At 75.0% G+C, this 20345-nt stretch carries 13 protein-coding genes; 10 read left to right on the plus strand and 3 right to left on the minus strand.

Annotated elements, in window-relative coordinates; genetic code table 11:
• Nucleotides 1-419: 419 nt before the first annotated feature.
• The 7 genes from SCA03_RS06895 (at nucleotide 420) to SCA03_RS06930 (ending at nucleotide 10455) form a co-directional block, all read left to right on the plus strand.
• On the plus strand, nucleotides 420-1490 hold the full coding sequence (locus SCA03_RS06895; RefSeq protein ID WP_051855494.1) for an ATP-binding protein: 1071 nt from the start codon (nucleotides 420-422) through the stop codon (nucleotides 1488-1490).
• Nucleotides 1487-4369 (plus strand): DUF5682 family protein, encoded by a 2883-nt coding sequence (locus SCA03_RS35480; RefSeq protein WP_230988510.1) that lies wholly within the window; start codon nucleotides 1487-1489, stop codon nucleotides 4367-4369. The genes SCA03_RS06895 and SCA03_RS35480 overlap by 4 nt, the downstream gene beginning before the upstream one ends.
• Nucleotide 4370: 1 nt before the next feature.
• Nucleotides 4371-5591 carry a VWA domain-containing protein gene (locus SCA03_RS06910; RefSeq protein ID WP_170298213.1) on the plus strand — a complete coding sequence of 407 codons (1221 nt, stop codon included), beginning with the start codon at nucleotides 4371-4373 and terminating at the stop codon, nucleotides 5589-5591.
• A 236-nt stretch (nucleotides 5592-5827) separates the two neighbouring features.
• Nucleotides 5828-7000 carry an ADP-forming succinate--CoA ligase subunit beta gene (gene sucC, locus SCA03_RS06915; RefSeq protein WP_030874620.1) on the plus strand — a complete coding sequence of 391 codons (1173 nt, stop codon included), beginning with the start codon at nucleotides 5828-5830 and terminating at the stop codon, nucleotides 6998-7000.
• Between the two features lie 35 nt (nucleotides 7001-7035).
• Entirely contained in the window at nucleotides 7036-7920 is an 885-nt protein-coding gene (sucD, locus tag SCA03_RS06920; protein ID WP_030889008.1) for a succinate--CoA ligase subunit alpha, read from the plus strand.
• A gap of 349 nt (nucleotides 7921-8269) precedes the next feature.
• On the plus strand, nucleotides 8270-9802 hold the full coding sequence (locus SCA03_RS06925) for a sensor histidine kinase (protein WP_141275253.1): 1533 nt from the start codon (nucleotides 8270-8272) through the stop codon (nucleotides 9800-9802).
• Nucleotides 9799-10455 carry a response regulator gene (locus SCA03_RS06930; RefSeq protein ID WP_030889015.1) on the plus strand — a complete coding sequence of 219 codons (657 nt, stop codon included), beginning with the start codon at nucleotides 9799-9801 and terminating at the stop codon, nucleotides 10453-10455. Before SCA03_RS06925 ends, SCA03_RS06930 begins: the two co-directional genes overlap by 4 nt.
• 87 nt (nucleotides 10456-10542) lie before the next feature.
• On the opposite strand, the gene SCA03_RS06935 is transcribed toward SCA03_RS06930, so the two are convergent.
• Nucleotides 10543-11907 carry a sigma factor-like helix-turn-helix DNA-binding protein gene (locus SCA03_RS06935; RefSeq protein ID WP_141275254.1) on the minus strand — a complete coding sequence of 455 codons (1365 nt, stop codon included), beginning with the start codon at nucleotides 11905-11907 and terminating at the stop codon, nucleotides 10543-10545.
• 1104 nt (nucleotides 11908-13011) lie between these two features.
• On the opposite strand from SCA03_RS06935, the gene SCA03_RS06940 reads away from it, so the two are divergent.
• Entirely contained in the window at nucleotides 13012-14898 is a 1887-nt protein-coding gene (locus SCA03_RS06940) for a cell division protein PerM (protein ID WP_174864483.1), read from the plus strand.
• A 145-nt stretch (nucleotides 14899-15043) separates the two neighbouring features.
• Here SCA03_RS06940 and SCA03_RS06945 read toward each other — a convergent pair whose 3' ends face one another.
• Nucleotides 15044-16009: a hypothetical protein gene (locus SCA03_RS06945; RefSeq protein WP_037865387.1), complete on the minus strand. Its 966-nt coding sequence runs from the start codon at nucleotides 16007-16009 to the stop codon at nucleotides 15044-15046.
• Between the two features lie 269 nt (nucleotides 16010-16278).
• Between SCA03_RS06945 and purN the strand changes: the two genes are divergently transcribed.
• Together purN and purH are read left to right on the plus strand one after the other, a co-directional pair.
• The gene (gene purN / locus SCA03_RS06950; protein WP_030874605.1) at nucleotides 16279-16947 is read left to right on the plus strand and encodes a phosphoribosylglycinamide formyltransferase; all 669 of its coding nucleotides are present in this window, start codon (nucleotides 16279-16281) and stop codon (nucleotides 16945-16947) included.
• Entirely contained in the window at nucleotides 16944-18611 is a 1668-nt protein-coding gene (gene purH, locus SCA03_RS06955; RefSeq protein ID WP_086817329.1) for a bifunctional phosphoribosylaminoimidazolecarboxamide formyltransferase/IMP cyclohydrolase, read from the plus strand. Before purN ends, purH begins: the two co-directional genes overlap by 4 nt.
• Nucleotides 18612-19007: 396 nt before the next feature.
• Here the strand turns inward: purH and SCA03_RS06960 are convergent, their stop codons facing one another.
• Entirely contained in the window at nucleotides 19008-20345 is a 1338-nt protein-coding gene (locus SCA03_RS06960) for a protein kinase domain-containing protein (protein ID WP_371863901.1), read from the minus strand.

The raw sequence follows: 20345 nt of genomic DNA on the forward strand, positions 1-20345 counted from the left end.
CTCGGTGCGTTCGCCGTGACCGTCCCCTGCCTTCCTCGGGGCCGGCTGCCCGCGCCCGGACGTGTTCCGCGCGCCCCGCACCGGACCCGCACACGACCCTGCACTCGCACACCGACCCTGCACTCGCACACCGATCCCGGACCCCGCACGCCCACCTCGGACCCGTACGCCGAGCCCCGGTTCCGATCGACCCGTCCCGAACGCATCCGTCCCGCAGCAGATCTGGCCCGCACCGAGTCGGATCTGTCCCGCACAGAGGGGGAGTTGTGACCCAGAGCGCCGAGCGCACCGCTCTTCGCGAGACCGCCGAGACCACAGCGCACGCCGAGACCACAGCGCACGCAGAGACCCCAGCGAACGCCGAGACCACAGAGACCTCCGGGAGCACATCCCACGCCGAGGCCACCGCCGCGGGCGCGCTGCGGCCGCACGCGGAGGACGCCTTCGCGGAGGAGCTGGCCGCGCTCGCCGCCGTCGACGACCGGCCGCGGCCCGAGCGCTGGCGGCTCTCCCCCTGGGCGGTGGCCACGTATCTGCTCGGCGGGGAGCTGCCCGACGGCCGGGTCGTCACACCGAAGTACATCGGCCCGCGCCGGATCGTCGAGGTCGCGGTCAGCACGCTCGCCACCGACCGCGCCCTGCTGCTGCTCGGCGTGCCCGGCACGGCGAAGACATGGGTGTCGGAGCATCTCGCCGCCGCCGTCAGCGGGGATTCGACGCTGCTGGTGCAGGGCACCGCGGGCACGGCCGAAGAGGCCGTCCGCTACGGCTGGAACTACGCCCAGCTGCTCGCCCAGGGCCCCAGCCGTGCGGCGCTCGTGCCCAGCCCGGTGATGCGGGCCATGGCCGAGGGGATGACGGCGCGGGTGGAGGAGCTGACCCGCATCCCGGCCGATGTGCAGGACACGTTGATCACCATCCTCTCCGAGAAGACGCTGCCCGTCCCGGAGCTGGGCGAGGAGGTGCAGGCCGTCCGCGGCTTCAACCTCATCGCGACGGCCAACGACCGGGACCGCGGGGTCAACGAGCTGTCCAGCGCGCTGCGGCGCCGCTTCAACACCGTCGTGCTGCCGCTCCCCGCGACGACCGAGGACGAGGTGGACATCGTCGCCCGCCGGGTGGACCAGCTGGGCCGGTCGCTCGAACTGCCGCCCGCGCCGGAGGGGTTCGACGAGATCCGCCGGGTCGTCACGGTCTTCCGCGAGCTGCGGGACGGCGTCACGGACGACGGACGTACGAAGGTCAAATCTCCTTCGGGCACCCTGTCGACGGCCGAGGCGATCTCCGTCGTCACCGGCGGCCTCGCACTGGCGGCGCACTTCGGGGACGGTGTGCTGCGCGCCGGCGACGTGGCGGCGGGCCTGCTGGGCGCGGTGGTCCGCGACCCGGCGTCGGACCGCGTGGTCTGGCAGGAGTATCTGGAGACGGTCGTGCGCGAGCGGGAGGGCTGGAAGGACTTCTACCGTGCCTGCCGTGAGGTGTCCGCATGACGGATGCCGTCGACACGAAGGGGCGTGCGGCCCGAGGCGCGGGGCCCGAAGGGCCGTTGCTGCTGGGGATCCGGCACCACGGGCCGGGCTCGGCCCGTGCCGTGCGGGCCGCGCTGGACGCGTACGCGCCCCGTGTGGTGCTGATCGAGGGCCCGCCGGAGGGGGACGCCGTGGTCCCGCTCGCCGCGAGCCCCGACATGGTGCCGCCGGTCGCGCTCCTCGCGCACGCCGTCAACGAACCGGGGAAGGCGGCGTTCTGGCCGCTCGCGCACTTCTCGCCGGAGTGGGTGGCGCTGCGCTGGGCGGCGGAGCACGGCGTCCCTGTCCGGTTCATCGATCTCCCGGCCGCCCATGCGCTCGCGCTGGGCGACGGGGACCCGCCCGCGGAGGCGGACGGGGAGGCAGGGGAGGGCGGCGCCCGGGACGGGGGTCCGGGCGCCGCCGCCCCCGGCGGCGGGAGGGGCGCACCGCCGGCCGCCGAGGAACTGCGGCTGGATCCGCTGGCCGCGCTCGCGGAGGCAGCCGGGTACGACGACCCGGAACGCTGGTGGGAGGACGTCGTCGAGCACCGCGGCACGTCGGCACGCGCGCCGGCGCCCGCGCCGGACGGGCCCGCCCCCGCGCGTTCCGCCCCCGCGCACCCGGGCACCCCCTCGGGCGCCGCCTCCCGCGCCACCGAACTCACCGAGCCCCGCCGAGCGTCCGAAGCCCCGGACCCCTACGAGCCGTTCGCCGCGCTCGCCGAGGCGATGGCCGAGCTGCGGGCGGTGCACGGGGACGGCGGCCACCGCCGGGATCTCGTCCGTGAGGCGCACATGCGGCTGCGGCTGCGCGAGGCGTGCAAGGAGTTCGGGGACGGGCACACGGCCGTGGTCTGCGGTGCCTGGCATGTGCCGGCGCTCGCGGCGCGCTCCACGGTCACCGCAGACCGCCGGCTGCTGAAGGGGCTGCCGAAGGTCAAGGCGGAGGTCACCTGGGTGCCGTGGACGCACCGCCGGCTGGCGCGTGCCTCCGGGTACGGCGCGGGTATCGCCTCGCCCGGCTGGTACGGGCATCTGTTCTCCGCGCCGGACCGCCCGGTGGAGCGGTGGATGACGAGGATCGCCGAACTGCTGCGCGAGCAGGACATGGTGGTGTCCTCCGCGCATGTGATCGAGGCCGTCCGGCTCGCGGGGACGCTGGCGTCGCTGCGCGGCCGCCCGCTGGCCGGGCTCGGCGAGACGCTGGACGCCGCGCGGGCCGTGCTGTGCGAGGGTTCCGGCGTACCGATGGACCTGGTGGCGGACAGGCTCGTCGTCGGTGACGTCCTCGGCCGGGTGCCCGAGGGCGCGCCCGCCGTCCCGCTCCAACGGGATCTGGAGCGCTGCCGGCGCGCGGTACGGCTCACGTTCTCCGCCGAGGTCCGGGAGCTGGACCTGGATCTGCGCAAGGAGACGGACGCGGCCCGCAGCAGGCTGCTGCACCGGCTGCGGCTGCTCGGTGTCGACTGGGGCGAACCGGCGCGGTCGCGCAGCGCCGGCACGGGCACCTTCCGCGAGAGCTGGCGGCTGTGCTGGGAGCCGGAGTTGTCGGTGCGCGTCGCGGAGGCCGGCATCTGGGGCACGACGGTGTACGACGCGGCGACGGCGAAGGCGCGTTCCGCCGCCGAGGAGGCGGCCACGGCGGACGGCGCGGCGCTCGCCCGGGTCACGGCGCTCGCCGAGACGTGTCTGCCGGCCGCGCTGCCGGAGGCGGTGCCCGTCGTGATGCGGGTGCTGGCGGACCGCGCGGCGCTGGAGTCGGACGTCGGCCATCTGGCGCAGGCACTGCCCGCGCTGGTGCGGACCGTCCGGTACGGGGATGTGCGGGGCACGGATCCGGTGGTGCCGGCGCGGGTGGCGGCCGGGCTGGCGGAACGCGTGTGCGTGGGGCTGCCGCCGGCCTGCGCCGTCCTGGATGCGGAGGGCGCCCGGGACATGCGCACCCATCTCGATGTCGCCCACCAGGCGGTGACGCTGCTCGCCCGCGAGTCCCCCGAGGGCGGCGAGGGAGCCGGGTCCTGGTCCGGGGCTGTGTCCGGAGCCGATCCCGGCTCCCGGTCCGGAACCGACCCCGACCCCGTCCCCGACCCCGTCCCCGACCCCGAGCCGAAGTCAGTGCCCGTGCCCGGGGGTGCGGCCCTGCTCGGACGCTGGCGGGGCATGCTGCGTTCGCTCGCGGCGCGGGACGGGATGCCGGGGCTGATCCGCGGTCGCTGTGCCCGACTCCTGCTGGACGACGGCGCGTTGGCGGACGAGGAGGCGGCCCGGCTGATGGGTCTCGCCCTGTCGCCGGGTACGCCGCCGGCCGAGGCAGCGGCCTGGGTCGAGGGGTTCCTGTCCGGCGGCGGCATGCTGCTCGTCCACGACGAACGGCTGCTCACGCTGGTGGACCGCTGGCTGACGGCGGTGCCGGCCGAGGCGTTCACGGACGTCCTGCCGCTGCTGCGGCGCACGTTCGCGGAGTACGAGGCGGGGGTGCGCCGCACCCTGGGCGAGCTGATCCGGCGCGGACCGCTGGGCACGACGGGCGACGGGCCCGCGTCCGGCGGGGCGCTCCCCGGTTTCGGCCCGGGGCTGGACGAGGAGCGCGCCGGTGCCGCGGCGGACACGGTGCTGCGGCTGCTGGGCGCCGCGGCGGACGAGGCGGTGTCCCCGGCGGCGGCAGCCGTGGCGCCCGCAGCACCGGGGGAGCCCGCGACAGCCGCGGAGTCCGCGGCACTCGGGGAGTCCGGGTCGCCCCTGGGGTCGGCCGTGCTCAGCGGAACGGCGGCGTCCGGGGCGTGGGGAGCAGACGAGCTGACGGCGACAGCGGCGTCAGCGGTGGCGACAGCGAACGCGGTGACGAAGGGCGGTGCGTGAGGTGGCCGGCGGTCAAGTGCTGGAAAAAGAAGGGGAGTTCGGGTCCGGTGGTGCCGAGGCCGAGCGGCTGCGCAGATGGCGGCTGGTGCTGGGCGGTGGCCCGGCGGACGGCACCGGCTGCACGCTGAGCGGGGCGGACGACGGTATGGACCGCACCCTGGAGGCCGTCTACGGGGGAGGCCGTGGCGGCCGGGCGGGCGCGGGCGGGGCCGGTGGCGGTCCGGGCGGCGGCCGGCGCGGCGCGGGGCTGGGCGGTTCGGCGCCGCAGGTGTCCCGCTGGCTCGGGGACATCCGCACCTACTTCCCCAGTTCGGTGGTGCAGGTGATGCAGCGGGACGCCATCGACCGGCTCGGCCTGGCGTCCCTGCTGCTGGAGCCGGAGATGCTGGAGGCCGTCGAGCCGGATGTGCATCTGGTCGGCACGCTGCTGTCGCTGAACAGGGCCATGCCGGAGTCGAGCAAGGAGACGGCGCGGGCCGTCGTGCGCAAGGTCGTCGAGGAGCTGGAGAAGCGGCTGGCGGCGCGGACGCGCTCCACGCTGAACGGGGCGCTGGACCGCTCGGCGAAGGTCAACCGCCCCCGGCACCGGGACATCGACTGGAACCGCACGATCCGCGCCAATCTGAAGAACTATCTGCCCGAGTACGGCACCGTCGTGCCCGAGCGGCTGATCGGCTACGGGCGGGCCGCGCAGGCGGTGAAGAAGGACGTCGTGCTGTGCATCGACCAGTCGGGCTCGATGGCGTCGTCCGTCGTCTACGCCTCGGTGTTCGGCGCGGTCCTCGCGTCGATGCGCACGCTGGACACCCGGCTGGTCGTCTTCGACACCAGCGTCGTCGATCTGACCGAGGAGCTGGACGACCCGGTGGACGTCCTGTTCGGCACCCAGCTCGGCGGCGGCACCGACATCAACCGGGCCCTGGCGTACTGCCAGTCGCGCATCACCCGGCCCGCGGAGACCGTCGTCGTGCTGATCAGCGATCTGTACGAGGGCGGGATCAGGGACGAGATGCTCAAGCGGGTGGCGGCGATGAAGAGCGCGGGCGTGCAGTTCGTGACGCTGCTCGCGCTCTCCGACGACGGCGCCCCCTCCTACGACCGCGACCACGCCGCGGCGCTGGCCGCGCTGGGCGCCCCGGCCTTCGCGTGCACGCCCGACCACTTCCCGGAGGTGATGGCAGCGGCGCTGGAGAAGCGTCCCGTCCCGGTGCCGGACGTGTAGCCGGCCGCGGGGGAGGGCCGGGAGCGGGGCGGAGGCCCGGCCGCCGCCGGGGAGGCCCGGGCCGTCCGCTCTGTGACCGTTGTCACCGCTCATGTGTGAGCTGTGATTTAGGAAGCGCACACACGCAGAGCTAACCTGCAAGGCGGACATGCCGCGCGCTCCCGTGGACCACGCGGCCTCGCGGCACGCCCACGCTGACAACGATCGCGACCACTGATCTAAGGGGACGGACGCGCGTGGACCTGTTCGAGTACCAGGCGAAGGACCTCTTCGCCAAGCATGACGTGCCGGTGCTGGCCGGTGAAGTCATCGAGACGCCGGAGGCGGCGCGCGAGGTGACCGAGCGACTCGGCGGCCGGGCGGTCGTCAAGGCGCAGGTCAAGACCGGCGGCCGCGGCAAGGCCGGCGGTGTGAAGCTGGCATCCGACCCCGCGGACGCGGTCGAGAAGGCCGGTCAGATCCTCGGCATGGACATCAAGGGCCACACGGTCCACAAGGTCATGCTGGCCGAGACGGCGGACATCCAGGACGAGTACTACGTCTCGTTCCTGCTGGACCGCACCAACCGCACCTTCCTCGCCATGGCCTCCGTCGAGGGCGGCGTGGAGATCGAGGAGGTCGCGGCCACCAAGCCCGAGGCCCTGGCCAAGATCCCGGTGGACGCCATCGCCGGTGTGACCGAGGAGAAGGCCCGCGAGATCGCCGAGGCCGCGAAGTTCCCGGCCGAGCTGATCGACCAGGTGGCGAACGTCCTGGTGAAGCTGTGGGACGTGTTCGTCAAGGAGGACGCCCTCCTCGTCGAGGTCAACCCGCTGGTCAAGACGGCCGAGGGCAAGATCATCGCGCTGGACGGCAAGGTCTCGCTGGACGCCAACGCCGACTTCCGCCAGCCCGAGCACGAGGCCCTGGAGGACAAGGCCGCGGCCAACCCGCTGGAGGCCGCCGCCAAGGCCAAGGGCCTCAACTACGTCAAGCTCGACGGCCAGGTCGGCATCATCGGCAACGGCGCGGGCCTGGTCATGTCCACCCTCGACGTGGTGGCCTACGCGGGCGAGAAGCACAGCAACGTCAAGCCCGCCAACTTCCTCGACATCGGTGGCGGTGCCTCCGCCGAGGTCATGGCGAACGGCCTGGAGATCATCCTCGGCGACCCGGACGTCAAGTCCGTGTTCGTGAACGTCTTCGGCGGCATCACCGCCTGCGACGCGGTCGCCAACGGCATCGTGCAGGCGCTGGAGCTGCTCAAGTCCAAGGGCGAGGACGTCACCAAGCCGCTGGTCGTGCGTCTGGACGGCAACAACGCCGAGCTGGGCCGCAAGATCCTGACCGACGCGGCGCACCCGCTGGTGCAGCAGGTCGACACGATGGACGGCGCGGCCGACAAGGCCGCCGAGCTGGCCGCCAAGTAAGCCCGGACGAGACCGAACGAGGACATCTACACACCATGGCTATCTTCCTCACCAAGGAGAGCAAGGTCATCGTCCAGGGGATGACCGGCTCCGAGGGCCAGAAGCACACCAAGCGGATGCTCGCTTCCGGCACCAACATCGTCGGCGGCGTCAACCCGCGCAAGGCCGGCACCAACGTCGACTTCGACGGGACCGAGGTCCCGGTCTTCGGCGGCGTCAAGGAGGCGATGGAGAAGACCGGTGCCGACGTCACCGTCATCTTCGTCCCGCCGAAGTTCGCCAAGGACGCGGTCGTCGAGGCCGTGGACGCGGGCATCGGACTGGCCGTCGTGATCACCGAGGGCATCGCCGTCCACGACACCGCCTACTTCTGGGACTACGCCTCCCAGAAGGGCAACAAGACGCGGATCGTCGGCCCCAACTGCCCCGGCCTGATCACCCCCGGCCAGTCGAACGCGGGCATCATCCCGGCCGACATCACCAACTCGGGCCGTATCGGGCTGGTCTCCAAGTCCGGCACGCTGACGTACCAGATGATGTACGAGCTGCGCGACATCGGCTTCTCGACCTGCGTCGGCATCGGCGGTGACCCGGTCATCGGCACCACCCACATCGACGCGCTGAAGGCGTTCGAGGCCGACCCCGACACCGACCTGATCGTGATGATCGGCGAGATCGGCGGCGACGCCGAGGAGCGCGCGGCGGACTTCATCAAGGAGAACGTGACCAAGCCGGTCGTCGGCTACGTCGCGGGCTTCACCGCCCCGGAGGGCAAGACCATGGGCCACGCCGGCGCCATCGTCTCCGGCTCCTCCGGCACCGCGCAGGCCAAGAAGGAGGCCCTGGAGGCCGCGGGCGTGAAGGTCGGCAAGACCCCGTCCGAGACCGCCCGCCTCGCCCGCGAGCGCCTCTCCGCCTGAGCCCTCGCCGAGCCCTCGCGGAGCCTTCGGCCGGGCACCGGCCGATCCCGCTCCCGGGCGGCCGGCGCACCGCCCGGCGCACGGCGGCTGCCCGACGGCTTTCCGTCCACGGACGGTGTCCGCCGGCCGGCCTCCGCGCGGCGGTCGCCCGCCGCGGCCCGTGGGCTGCCGCCGCCCGCCGCCGGGCGGCCCCCGGCAGGCTCTTCGGCAGGCTCGTCGTCAGGCCCGCGTCCCGGACCCGTTCCGGGGCGCGGGCCTGACGCGTACCCGGGGTGGTACCTGAGGAGGACGCCGGCAGATCAGTATCTGTGGGGACGGCAGCGTCCCGGCGGCTGCCTACTGTGGCGGTATGAGCGACCAGACCGGGGCCGCGAGCGTGCCCACCGAAACCGCCCTCGTCGCCGGTGTCCTGCGCACCGTGCGGCGGGACCTGTTCACCGACGTCCTCGCCCCGCGCCCGCTGCCGCCGCGCCCCGAGCCGCGCCCCGACGGGCGGCTGCGCAGGCTGCCCGCGCCGCTGCGGGAGAAGGCACGGTGGACCCCGCACGCGCTCGTCGTCGGCTGCGCCGCCTTCGCCTTCTTCGTGCTGCTGATCAAGGGGGTGGAGTTCGGTTCGCTCGGCTCCGTGGTGCCGCTGACGCTGTCCCTGCTGGCCACCGGCCCCGTCGCGCTGACCCTGCTGCGGCCCGTCGGCGCCTACTGGATCTCCTGCGCCGGGCTGGTGCTGGCGATGGGGTACAGCGGTGACTGGGGCTCGGCGGCCCTGCTGTGCCACGTGGTGGTGATGGTGCTGGTGGTGCTGCGCACCCGGCCGCGGCTGGCCGCCGAGATGTGGGTGGTGACCTTCGTCGGCTGTGCGCTCGTCCTGACCCTCCTCCAACGCGGCGACCGCGATCTCGCGCAGTACGCGGCGGCCACCGCCGTGGGGCTGGTCGCCGCCGCGGCCGTACGGGCCTGGCGGGACGAGCGCCGGCACGTCGAGGAGACCGAGACCGTCAAGGAGCAGGAGCGCGCCCACCGCACCGTCCTGGAGGAACGGGCCACCATCGCGCGGGAGTTGCACGACGTCGTCGCCCACCACATGTCCGTCATCGCCATCCAGGCCGAGGCGGCGCCGTACCGGGTGGAGAACACGCCGCCCGAACTCGCCACGGCCCTCGGCACCATCCGGGAGAACGCCGTCGCCGCCCTCACCGAACTGCGCCGCATCCTCGGCGTCGTACGCTCCGGCGACACCGACCCGTACCGGGACACCGACCCGGAGGCGCCCCAGCCGACCCTCGCCGACCTCGACGCGCTGCTGGAGAGCGTCCGCAAGACCGGCCTGGACGCGGACGCCGTCGTCACCGGCGCGGTACGGCCGCTGCCGCAGGGCGTCGAACTGTCCGCCTACCGCCTGGTCCAGGAGGCGCTCAGCAATGTGCTGCGGCACTCGCCCGGCGCCTCCGCGCGCGTCGAGATCGCCTATGTGCTCGGCGGGCTCGGGCTGCGCATCGTCAACGGCCGCCCCGACCGCCCCGCCGAACCCTCGCCGGGCGCCGGGCACGGCGTGCTCGGCATGCGCGAGCGGGTGCAGGTGCTCGGCGGCGAGATGACGGCCGGGCCCACCGACGACGGCGGATACGAGGTGGCCGCGTTTCTGCCCGCGCCCGGGACCGAGACGGGGACCGGGGGCCGGGGCGGGGCCGGGGACGCTGCCGGTGACCCCGACGGGTCCGAGGAGGGCTCATCAGCCCGCTCCGACGGTTCCGACCGGTCCGACGCGCCCGACGGATCCGGGGAGTCGGCGGAGCCGGCGGGGCCAGCCGGGCCCGACGGGGCGGCCGGGGCGGCCGGTCGGAAGTCCGTCGGCTCCGGCCGGGACGCGGAGGCCACCGCATGATCCGGGTGCTGATCGTCGACGACCAGGCCATGGTCCGCGAAGGCTTCTCCGTGCTGCTCGGCGCCATGCCCGGCATCGAGGTCGTCGGGGAGGCGGAGGACGGGCGCCGCGCCGTCGCCGAGGTGGCCCGGCTGCGCCCGGATGTGGTCCTCATGGACGTGCGGATGCCGCACATGAACGGGCTGGAGGCCACCCGCGAGATCGTCGCGGCGGACAGCGGTACGAAGGTGCTGATCCTGACCACCTACGACCTCGACGAGTACGTCTACCGGGCGCTGCGCGCCGGTGCCAGCGGCTTCCTGCTCAAGGACGCCTCGGCGGAGCGGCTGGCGGAGGGCGTCCGGGTGGTCGCGAGCGGCGAGGCGCTGCTCGCGCCGACCGTCACGAAGCGGCTGCTGACCGAGTTCTCCAAGCTCGGCTCGGTGCGCACGAACCCCCACGAGCGGATCGAGGAGCTGACGGAGCGCGAGTCGGAGGTCCTCGTGCTCGTCGCGCAGGGCCTGTCCAACGGCGAGATCGCCGCCCATCTCGTCGTCGCGGAGTCCACCGTCAAGACGCACGTCGGACGTGTCCTGGTCAAGCTCGGCCTGCGGGACCGCACCCAGGCCGTGGTCTTCGCCTACGAGGAGGGCCTGGTGCGGCCCGGCGCCTGACGCCCGACACCGGTACCGCACCGTCCCGGCGGTCCCGCCCCCGTCCCGCCCGGCACGGGGGCGGGGCCGCGCTCAGGCCCGCCGCGCTCAGGACCGCCCCGCGTCCCCGCCGCCGTCCGGCACACCGTCACCGCTCCCGCTCGCGTCACCGCTCCCGCCCTCGTTCCCGCTCCCGTCGTCCTGCCGGCTGTCGTCCTGTGCGCCGCTGTCCGTGCCGCCGTCCCGGTCCCTGTCCCCGCCGAGGAAGTCGTCCAGGTCGTTGCGGGTGTTGGTGGAGCGCAGCTGCGGGAGGTACGCGTGGGCCGGCTCGTACGCCGGGCCCGACCGCTCCGTCCGCGGCTCGACGGGCAGGGCCCGCAGCGACGGCAGACGGCCGTGCCCGGCGGCGCCCGCCGTGCCCGGCCCCGGCACCGGGTCCCGCAGCGGGGCCCCCGTCCCGGGTTCCGGCACTCCGGGGGCGGTCTCCCGCGAGGACTTGCCCTCGTCGGAGGTCATCAGCGTGAAGACGGTCGCGACGGTGATCACGACCGTCAGGGCCACCGAGGCCGCCGTCCAGCCGCGCGTCGTCCGCTCGCTGTCCCGCCGCACCAGACGCGGCGGCAGCAGCCGCACGGGCTGGGCAGCGCCCAACTCCCGCAGGGCGCGCGCCAGCAGCGTCCCGCGCTCCCGCTCCGGTGCCTCGCGCAGCGGCGCCCAGTCGTCGACGAGCGCGGCCCGGGCGTGCGCCAGGCGCGCACCGGCGGCCCGGGCGCTGGCCTCCGTCTCCGCCGCGGTCTCCGACAGGCTCAGCCCGAGCCCGTCGTGCAGCAGCACCGTCGCGCGGTAGCAGCGGGGCAGCCGCAGCAGCGCCTCCAGCAGAGCCCGGTCGCGCGGCGGACCCGCGTACGCCTCCGGCAGGCCGCGCCCCGGGCGCAACTGGTGCCACGGCGAGAGCGCATAGGTGTAGACCGAGGCCCGGACCCAGCTGCCCGGATCGCCGTCCGCCTCGACCTCGGGCCAGTTCTGCCACGCCTGGTGGAACGCCCACTCGACCGCGCGCCGTGCCATCTTCCGGTGGCCGCACAGCAGGAACGCCTGCCGGGTCAGGGAGCGCCCGTGCGCGAGGTACAGCTGGTCGAAGGCGGCCTCCGGCGCGCTCGTTCCCTCCTCCGGCGCCGTCTCGGGCACCGCCTCCGGCGCGAACGGGCCCGGCGCCGACGGACGCGCCCCCTGCCCCGGAACCGCGTCCGTCACCCGCGCCCACGACGGTGTCCGCTCCCCGGACGGCCCGGGAACGAGCCCGGCCGGATGCCGCTCCCCGGCACCCGTTCCGCCCGCGCCGCCCGTTCCGCTTCCGTCGCGCGCGCCGTCCCTGTCGCCGTCGAAGGCCAGCAGCGACTCCGGCCGGAACAGCGCCTCCGGCAGCGAACCGGACCGGAACAGCGACTCGGGGAGCGACTCCGGACCGAACATCGCCCTGCACCCCGGCGACTCCGGCCCCGCCGACGCCCCACGCCCCGACCCCGTGCCCGATCCCGACCCCGCCCCGGGCCCCTTCCGCGCCGCCGGCGGCACCCGCCGCACCGGCCCGGCCGGGCCCGGCACCGCAGCTCCACCCCCGCCACCCCCGGAACCGCCCTCCGCGCCTTCCGCGCCCTCCGCGCCTTCCGCGGCACCCCCACCGCCTGCGGCAGCACCCTCGCGATCCGCCGGGCCGCCTGCGCCGCTCGTCTCCACGCTTCCGCCGTCTTCGGCAGCACCCTGGCGGTCGGCCGGGTCGTCCTCGCGGTCCACCGGGTCGCCTGCGCGGTCCGCCGCCGTGGCTCCGCCGTCTGCCTCGGCGCCCTCGCGGTCCGCGGCGCCCGCCTCGCCGTCCGCCTCGGCGTTCGCCGCCGCGTCGGCCTCCGGCGGCGTCCCGACGGCGGCGACCGACGCCGAACCGGAAGCCGGGCCGGACACCGAGCCGTGCCCGGAGCCGGACGTGGTGCTGTGCCCGGAGCCCTGCACGGAGTCGGGCGCGGAGCCGGGTGCCGCCGAGTCGGGCGCGGAGTCGTGCGCGGGATCCGGCGGGGGGTCGGGTGCCGGGGTGGTGTCCGGGCCGGGGTGGGCCGGTCCGGGTTCGGGCTGTTGCCGGGGGCGGCGGTTGCGGCAGGCAGCGGAGCGGGGCTGCTTGCCGCCCTTCCCGGTGCGCTTGGCCCGCGGCAGCTTCCCGACGGGCTGCTTGCGCGTGCGCCGGGGTCCGCCCCCGCGCGCGCCCCCGCCCCCGCCGGGCTCCGGGTGCGCGTGCCCGCCCCGGACGGGCGCGGACGGGGCCGAGGGGGTGTCACCGGCCGTACCGGATCCGGGCGCGTACCCGGTCGCGGGGCCGGTGGCGGGGCCGGATGCGGACGCGGATCGGGCGCCCTTCCCCGGGCGCTGAGGGCGGGCGGTGGGCCTGGTCATCGGAGCGCCATGAAACTGAAGGAAAGGTGCATAACGCCTAGCTTGGGCGACACAACGATGATTCGCCTGCTACTAGGGCAAAACGGGTGTTCTTGGCAGCATGACGACGTGAGCCAATTGACGCACCGTGGCCCGATGTTGTCCGCCCGCCGAGGCACCCGCCGGCACCTCCCCCTCACCAGCGGATGGCTGGTGGGCGGCGCGTGTGCCGCGGGCGTCGGCCTCGGCGTGATCGCGGCGGTCGTCCTGCTGCTGTGGACGGTCTCGCCGTATCCGGACGGCGGTGCCGGGAGCGCGCTCCATCTGGCCGCCGATCTGTGGCTGCTGGCGCACGGGGCGCAACTCGTCCGGCACGAGACACTTTCGGGGATCCCGGCACCCGTGGGTGTGACCCCCCTGATGCTGACCGCGCTCGCCGTCTGGCTGCTGTGCCGGGCGACCCGGGAGGGGCTCGACGCCCGGGTGGAGGCCGGGTCGGGGCCGGGCGCCGCGGCCGTCGCCGGCTGGGTCTCGGGCGGCTATCTGCTGGTGGGCGGGTTGGTGACCGGTTACGCCGCCGAGGGGCCGATCCGGGTCGACGTCCTCAGCGCCGTCTGGCACCTGCCGCTCCTGGCCGGGCTGGTCACCGGCGTGTGCGTCCTCGTCTGCGGGGGAGTGGGCCCGATGCCGCTGGCACCCGGACGGCGCGGCGGCCGGCTGCTCGCCCGGCTGGCCGCCCTCCCGCCCAAGCTGCTCGCCGTCCGCCTGCCGCGGGACACCGGCCACGGTGGCGCGGGGGAGACGGCGGCGGACATCGCGCCCGAACTGCTGCTGCGGGCCCGCGTCCGGGAGCGCCTGGCCGCCGCGGCCGGCGCAGCCAGCGCCGCCACCGTCGTGCTGTGCGGTGGCGGCGCGCTGCTGCTCACCGGGGCGGTGCTGTGGCACGCGCCCGCCGTGGGCGAGGCGTTCCCCCGGCTCTCCCCGGGCCCTTCCGGACAGTTCGCGCTGCTCATGCTCTCGGTGGTGCTGCTGCCCAACGCGGTGGTGTGGGCGCTCGCGTGGGCGCTCGGGCCGGGGTTCGTGCTGGACGGCAGCGTGCTCGGGCCGGTGCTGGGACCGGACGGGCCGCTCGCCTCGCTCGGGCTGCGGGCGAGCCCCGGAGCGGGCGCGGAGCTGCCGCCGTTTCCGCTGCTGGCCGCCGTGCCGGGGCAGGACGGCGGCACCGTGCCGTGGTGGCTGGCGGGCGCGGCGCCGCTGGTGGCCGGGCTGGTGTGCGGACGGTGGGTGGGCAGGGCGGGGGTGCCGGCCGACGGCGGCGGGGCGCGGTGCCGGGCGCCCGTGCCGAGGGATCTGCGCGGCGTTCTGGTCACCGTCCCGCTGGCGGCCCTGCTGTGCGGGGCCGTCCTCTCCCTGTTCGCCGCGTACGCGGGGGGCGCGCTCGGCAGCGGCACGCTGCGGTACCTCGGTCCGCGCTGGTGGGAGACGGGTGGTGCGGCCTGCCTCTGGGTGCTGGTCGGCGGGCTGCCCGTCGGTCTGGTCGTGCGGTGGCGCACGGTCCGCCGTGCCCGCCGGGCCGCGGCGACGGCCGCGCTGATGAACCGTGCGCCCACGCCGGTCTCCGAGGTGCGCGGCCCGGACTCCGGCTGGCACACGGAGGAGGTGCGCCGGGTCCGCTGGTCGGTGATGAAGGCCGCGTCCGGCGGCCTCATGGCCGAGTTCCCGCCCGAACCCCCCGTCGGCAGGTCGTACTTCGCCGCCCGGGACACCGGCGCGCCCGCCCCGGGGCCCGCCGGTGCGCCCGGCCCGTCCGGGGACGACGAAGCCGATACGGATCCCCGGCACCCGGCGCCCGACGCCCCGTCCGGACCCTCGCCCCGTCCCTCGTCCGGACCGTCGGAGCCCGCCGGTGCGGAGCAGGGGAGCGGTGGAGCCGGGCGCACCGGCGGCGCCGCGGGGGAGAGCGGGAAGGGCGGGAGCGGTGGCGCCGACGGTGGTGCGGGCGCGCAGGGAGACGGCGGGCGGGCCGCACCCGGGACGGACTGAGCCGCAGCCCGCAGTCCTCAGCCCGCAGGTCAGGAAACGGCGGCCAGGGAACGGCGGTCAGGGAGCGGCGGTCAGGGAGCGGTGGTCCGGGTGGTGGCGGCCCGGGGCGCGGTGGTCCGGGCGGTGACGGTAGCGGGGGCGCCGGTCACAGTGCCCGGTTCTCCAGGAACGGGCGCAGATCCTCGGGCAGATGCTTCTTGCAGTCGGCGCGGGAGGACTGGGTCAGCGCATCGTCCCGGCAGGTGTAGTACTCGCTGTAGACGGAGCGGAACGTGAACGTCGCCGCGACGAGGGCCAGCGTGAGGCCCGCGGTGACCAGCCCGCCGATGGCCGCCGTCCGCTTGGCCTTGGCCGCCTGCTCGGGGGTGACGGCGAGCGGGATCTTCGGCGCACCGGCCGCCGTGCTGCCGGGCTCGTCCGCCCCCGCGGCACGCGAGGTGCCCGCGACGTCCTCGGCCGTCGCGCGTGCGCCGCGCTTCCCGCCCTTGCCCGGCTTGCCGCCCTCGCCCGCCCCGGACGCCGATTTGGGCGGCTTGTTCCGCAGGGCGCTGATGCCCCAGTACACCGAGAGCGCGCCGAGCAGCAGCCCGGCCTGCGGAACGCCGAGGAGGACGAAGAACAGGCCCCAGATCCCGGCGTGCAGCGCGTAGCGCGCATGCCGCTGGAGGGGGTCGGTCGGATCCCAGCGCATCCCGCGCGGGCCCTGCGGCTCCTGGCCGTCGCCCTGGCCGCCCGGGCGCGAGGGGCCGCCGAAGCCGCCGCTCTGCCGACCGGGCTGCTGCCGGGACCAGCGGCCGCCCCAGGGATCCTGGCCCCGACCGCCCTCGCCCGAGCCGGACTGCGAGCCGTCGCCCGAGTCGTCGCCGGGGCGCGGTACCGCGTGCCGGTCCGGACCGGCGTGCTCGTCCGAGCCGGGGTGGTGGCGGTCGGGGCCCGCGTGCTCGTCCGACCCCGGGTGGTGGCGGTCCGGGCCCGCCCACGCCGGTGTGCCCGGGCGCGGGTGACGCGGCTGCCACGGCTGGTCCGGCTGCCCCTCCGGCGGCGGCGCGAAGGGATTGTCCTCGCGGGAGGAGCTGTCGGAGGCAGCCGCACGGCGGCGTCGGTCGGTCATCAGGTGTGTGTCTTCCTCGTCGCTTCCGCGTCGCTTCCTCGGTCTCCGGCCTGTCGGGCGGCCCCTGTCACGGCCCCGCCGGGACCGTGCACTCGACGCTACCTGGCCCATCGGCCCCCGTCCCGTGGGGGCCGTTCGCGCTGCCGGTATCGTTGCCGACGGTCGGACGCTTCGTAGAGTTCCCCGGAAATCGCCGGATCACGTCCTCGTACGACCGCACAAGACCGTCCCCACGCAACAATCCGTCTCCCGCGAAGAGAGAACCCGTCGTGGCCGCGCAGTCCTTCCGTCCCGCCCGTCCCGCGCGCCTCGTGGTCCTGGTCTCCGGATCGGGCACCAACCTCCAGGCGCTGCTCGACGCCGTGGCCCCCGGGCGGGAGGCGCGCCCCGGGGACGCGGACCCGCCGTACGAGATCGTCGCCGTCGGCGCCGACCGGCGCGGCATCACCGGCCCGGAGCGTGCCGAGCGGGCGGGGATTCCCACGTTCGTGTGCCGTGTGCAGGACCACGCCACCCGCGAGGAGTGGGACAGGGCGCTCACGGAGGCGACGGCGGCGTACGCGCCGGATCTGATCGTCTCGGCCGGCTTCATGAAGATCCTCGGCCGTAGGTTCCTGGAGCGGTTCGGGGGACGGGTGGTCAACACCCATCCCGCGCTGCTCCCCAGCTTTCCCGGTGCCCACGGCGTCCGCGACGCGCTCGCGTACGGCGCCAAGGTCACCGGGTGCACCGTCCACTTCGTCGACGACGGTGTCGACACCGGGCCCGTGATCGCGCAGCGCGCCGTCGAGGTCCTGGACGAGGACGACGAGTCCGCACTGCACGAGCGGATCAAGGAAGTCGAGCGAGGGCTGCTCGTCGAGGTCGTGGGCCGGCTCGCCCGCGACGGCTATTCCCTAGAGGGGCCCGAGATGAGAAGGGTACGACTCGGATCATGACCGAAACCGCCGACAACGGGCAGGGCGCCGAGGGCGCGCAGGGGGCACAGGCCGGTGGGGGCGAACGGCGGCCCGTCCGGCGCGCGCTGATCAGCGTGTACGACAAGACAGGTCTGCCCGAGCTGGCGCGCGGGCTGCACGAGGCCGGCGTCCAGCTGGTGTCGACCGGATCGACGGCCCGGCAGATCGCGGACGCCGGGGTCCCGGTGACGCCGGTCGAGGAGCTGACCGGTTTCCCGGAGTGCCTGGACGGCCGGGTCAAGACGCTGCATCCGCGGGTGCACGCCGGGATCCTCGCCGACCGGCGTCTGGCCGCGCACCGCGAGCAGTTGGAGGAGCTGGGCGTCGAGCCGTTCGAGCTGGTCGTCGGCAACCTGTACCCGTTCGAGCAGACGGTGGCCTCGGGCGCCTCGCCCGACGAGTGCGTGGAGCAGATCGACATCGGCGGCCCGTCGATGGTGCGCGCCGCGGCCAAGAACCACGCGTCGGTGGCGGTCGTCGTCAACCCGGCGCGGTACGCGGACGTGCTGGACGCCGTCGCGCGGGGCGGGTTCGACCTGGCGGCACGCAAGCGGCTGGCCGCCGAGGCGTTCCGGCACACCGCCGAGTACGACGTGGCGGTGGCCTCCTGGTTCGCCGCCGGGTACGCGCCCGAGGAGGGCGAAGGCGCCGCAGGCACCGAAGGCGCCGGCAACACCGCGGACGGCGGGGCGTTCCCCTCCTTCCTGGGCGTCACGTACACGCGCAAGAACGTGCTGCGCTACGGCGAGAACCCGCACCAGTCGGCCGCGCTGTACTCCAGCGGCGGCGGCGGACTGGCCAACGCCGAGCAGCTGCACGGCAAGGAGATGTCCTACAACAACTACGTGGACACCGAGGCCGCCCGCCGTGCCGCCTACGACCACGAGGCGCCGTGCGTCGCGATCATCAAGCACACCAACCCGTGCGGGATCGCGGTGGCCGCTGACGGTGAGGACATCTCCGAGGCGCACCGCAGGGCGCACGACTGCGACCCGCTGTCGGCCTTCGGCGGCGTCATCGCCGTCAACCGGCCGGTGTCCCTCGCGATGGCGGAGCGGGTCTCGGAGATCTTCACCGAGGTGATCGTCGCTCCCGGCTACGAGGACGGCGCGGTGGCCGCGCTCACCCGGAAGAAGAACATCCGGGTGCTGCGCTGCCCCGAGGCCCCCTCCGTTTCGTCGGAGTTCCGGCCGATCGACGGCGGCGGTCTCGCCCAGGTCAGGGACGGCCTCCAGGCCGCGGGCGACGACCCGGCCGGCTGGACGCTCGCGGCCGGCGCCGCGCTGGAGCCGGCCGAGCTGGAGGAGCTGGCCTTCGCCTGGCGGGCCTGCCGGGCCGTGAAGTCCAACGCGATCCTGCTGACCAAGGACCGGGCGACGGTCGGCGTCGGCATGGGCCAGGTCAACCGGGTCGACTCGGCGCGGCTCGCCGTCCAGCGCGCGGGGGAGGAGCGGGCGCGCGGCGCGTACGCCGCCTCGGACGCGTTCTTCCCGTTCCCGGACGGCTTCGAGGTGCTGGCGGAGGCCGGTGTCCGTGCCGTGGTGCAGCCGGGCGGCTCGGTGCGGGACGAGCAGGTGATCGAGGCCGCGAAGGCCGCCGGCGTCACCATGTACACCACCGGGGCCCGGCACTTCTTCCACTGACGTTCCGGGGTTCCACCGACAACCGGAGCCGAACGGCTCCCCGTGCGACGGGCCCGGCGGTGCCGCAACCGCCGGGCCCGTCTGTGCGGCGCCCCCTGATACCTCCGGCGCCGCCGGGGTGTCCTCGCGGAACCGCGCCTGGCCCGGCCCCCCGTGCCGGCCGGACGCGGTGCTCTCCCCCGTGTTTCCCCCGATGATCCCTCCGGGACGTTCCCCCGTGGGTCCCGTGATCGACGTGTGCCCGGACTGCCCCGTGCGGGAGTCACGCCGTGTTCCCCAACTGCCCCTTGAGGGAGTGCCGTCGAGCGGCACGACTCCACGGTGCACCGCGCCGCCGGCGCCGGGTACCTCGCAACTCTCAGGGTGCGAGGCCCAACAGGAGAGGTGCAGACTGGTTCAGCAGTGGGTGACCCAGCTGTGGGAGCGCAGCTTGGGCAGGTCCTCGGGCAGGTCGGCGCGGCTGAGCCGGGAGATGCAGCCGACCTTCTTGTGGTGGTCGTCCTCACGGAAGTAGGCGACGGCGGTGTACTTGCCCTCCACCCCGTTGTTGAACACCGAGCGGGGCGCCTGCCTGCCGCTCCACGGACAGGAGATGGTGCCGGTCTGCCAGTCCTCGTCGAACCCGTACCAGCTGCACATCTTCCCCGCACCGGCGGGCTCGGTGAAGAAGCACACATAGCCCTTCTTGCACCGGTCGTAGCCGTGCGGCTCCACGGTGTCCTGCGCTGTGCTCTCCCGCGTCCCGGCGTTGCCGTCGACGACGAGCGAGGTGACGGTGGCCGTCCCGGCGATCAGGGCCAGCCCGGCGGCGGCCAGCAGTGCGCCGAGCCGGACCCGGCGGCGCCTCGACAGCGGCAGCCGCGGGGCCGGGGAGGTGCCGGCGGCCTCCTCGCAGCGGCGCAGCAGCGAGGCCGCGTCGAAGGAGGCACGCTCCTCGTGCGAGGGCGCCAGGCAGTCGATGACGATCTGCCGCCAGGAGTCCGGCAGTTCGGGCGAGAGCCGCAGCCCCTCGCCGCCCTGCGCATACCGCAGCGCCGCGTCACGCCGTGCCGAGGAGGTGCCGCCCGGGAACGGGAACGCGCCCGTCAGCACCCGGTGGACGAGGACGCCGAAGGCCCACATGTCGGTGCTGGGCCGGATGCGCTGGCCGCGCTCCCCGATCTCGGACCACAGCAGCTCCGGCGGTGTGTAGTCCGGCGTGGAGAACGCCGGCGAATAGGCGTGGGTGCCCTCCAGCTCGGCGGCGAGGTTGAAGTCGCACAGCCGTACCGTGCTGTCCCGCATCAGCAGCACGTTCGCCGGTTTCAGATCGCCGTGCACCCAGCCCGCGGTGTGCAGTTGGGCCAGGCCCTCGCAGACCTGGACGAGCAGCGAGGACGGGATGAGGCCGCCGTCGGCCAGCAGCCGGTCCAGGGAGGTGTGCGCCTGCTCCAGCACGAGGACGCAGGCGCCGTCGACCTCGGGCCGCTGCGGATCGTCGACGGTGAGCACCTCGTGCATCCGGATCAGCCGGGGGCGTTGCAGGGTGCGCAGCAGCGAGACCTCGCGCTGGGTGAGGTCGCGCAGATGGTGCAGCTGGCGGGGTGTGCGGGTGCCCGTCGGCAGGAACTTCAAGGCGGCGCGCTGCGGTTCGCCCTCCTCGCGTCTGCCCTCGTAGACGCTGCCGAAGGCGCCGCTCGCGATCGGTTCGCGCACCTCCCAGGACCCCACCCGGTAGCCGGGCGGCAGCTCCAT

It is taken from the genome of Streptomyces cacaoi (genome assembly GCF_006539165.1).
GTDB classification, from domain to species: domain Bacteria; phylum Actinomycetota; class Actinomycetes; order Streptomycetales; family Streptomycetaceae; genus Streptomyces; species Streptomyces cacaoi.

Bases quoted from the DNA above. Each gene is read 5' to 3' on its own strand.
- SCA03_RS06935 (WP_141275254.1), bottom strand. From the start codon at position 11,907: ATGTTCGGTCCGGAGTCGCTCCCCGAGTCGCTGTTCCGGTCCGGTTCG.
- SCA03_RS35480 (WP_230988510.1), top strand. From the start codon at position 1,487: ATGACGGATGCCGTCGACACGAAGGGGCGTGCGGCCCGAGGCGCGGGG.
- SCA03_RS06945 (WP_037865387.1), bottom strand. From the start codon at position 16,009: ATGACCGACCGACGCCGCCGTGCGGCTGCCTCCGACAGCTCCTCCCGC.
- SCA03_RS06960 (WP_371863901.1), bottom strand. From the start codon at position 20,345: ATGGAGCTGCCGCCCGGCTACCGGGTGGGGTCCTGGGAGGTGCGCGAA.
- purH (WP_086817329.1), top strand. From the start codon at position 16,944: ATGACCGAAACCGCCGACAACGGGCAGGGCGCCGAGGGCGCGCAGGGG.
- SCA03_RS06930 (WP_030889015.1), top strand. From the start codon at position 9,799: ATGATCCGGGTGCTGATCGTCGACGACCAGGCCATGGTCCGCGAAGGC.
- SCA03_RS06940 (WP_174864483.1), top strand. From the start codon at position 13,012: ATGTTGTCCGCCCGCCGAGGCACCCGCCGGCACCTCCCCCTCACCAGC.
- SCA03_RS06925 (WP_141275253.1), top strand. From the start codon at position 8,270: ATGAGCGACCAGACCGGGGCCGCGAGCGTGCCCACCGAAACCGCCCTC.
- sucD (WP_030889008.1), top strand. From the start codon at position 7,036: ATGGCTATCTTCCTCACCAAGGAGAGCAAGGTCATCGTCCAGGGGATG.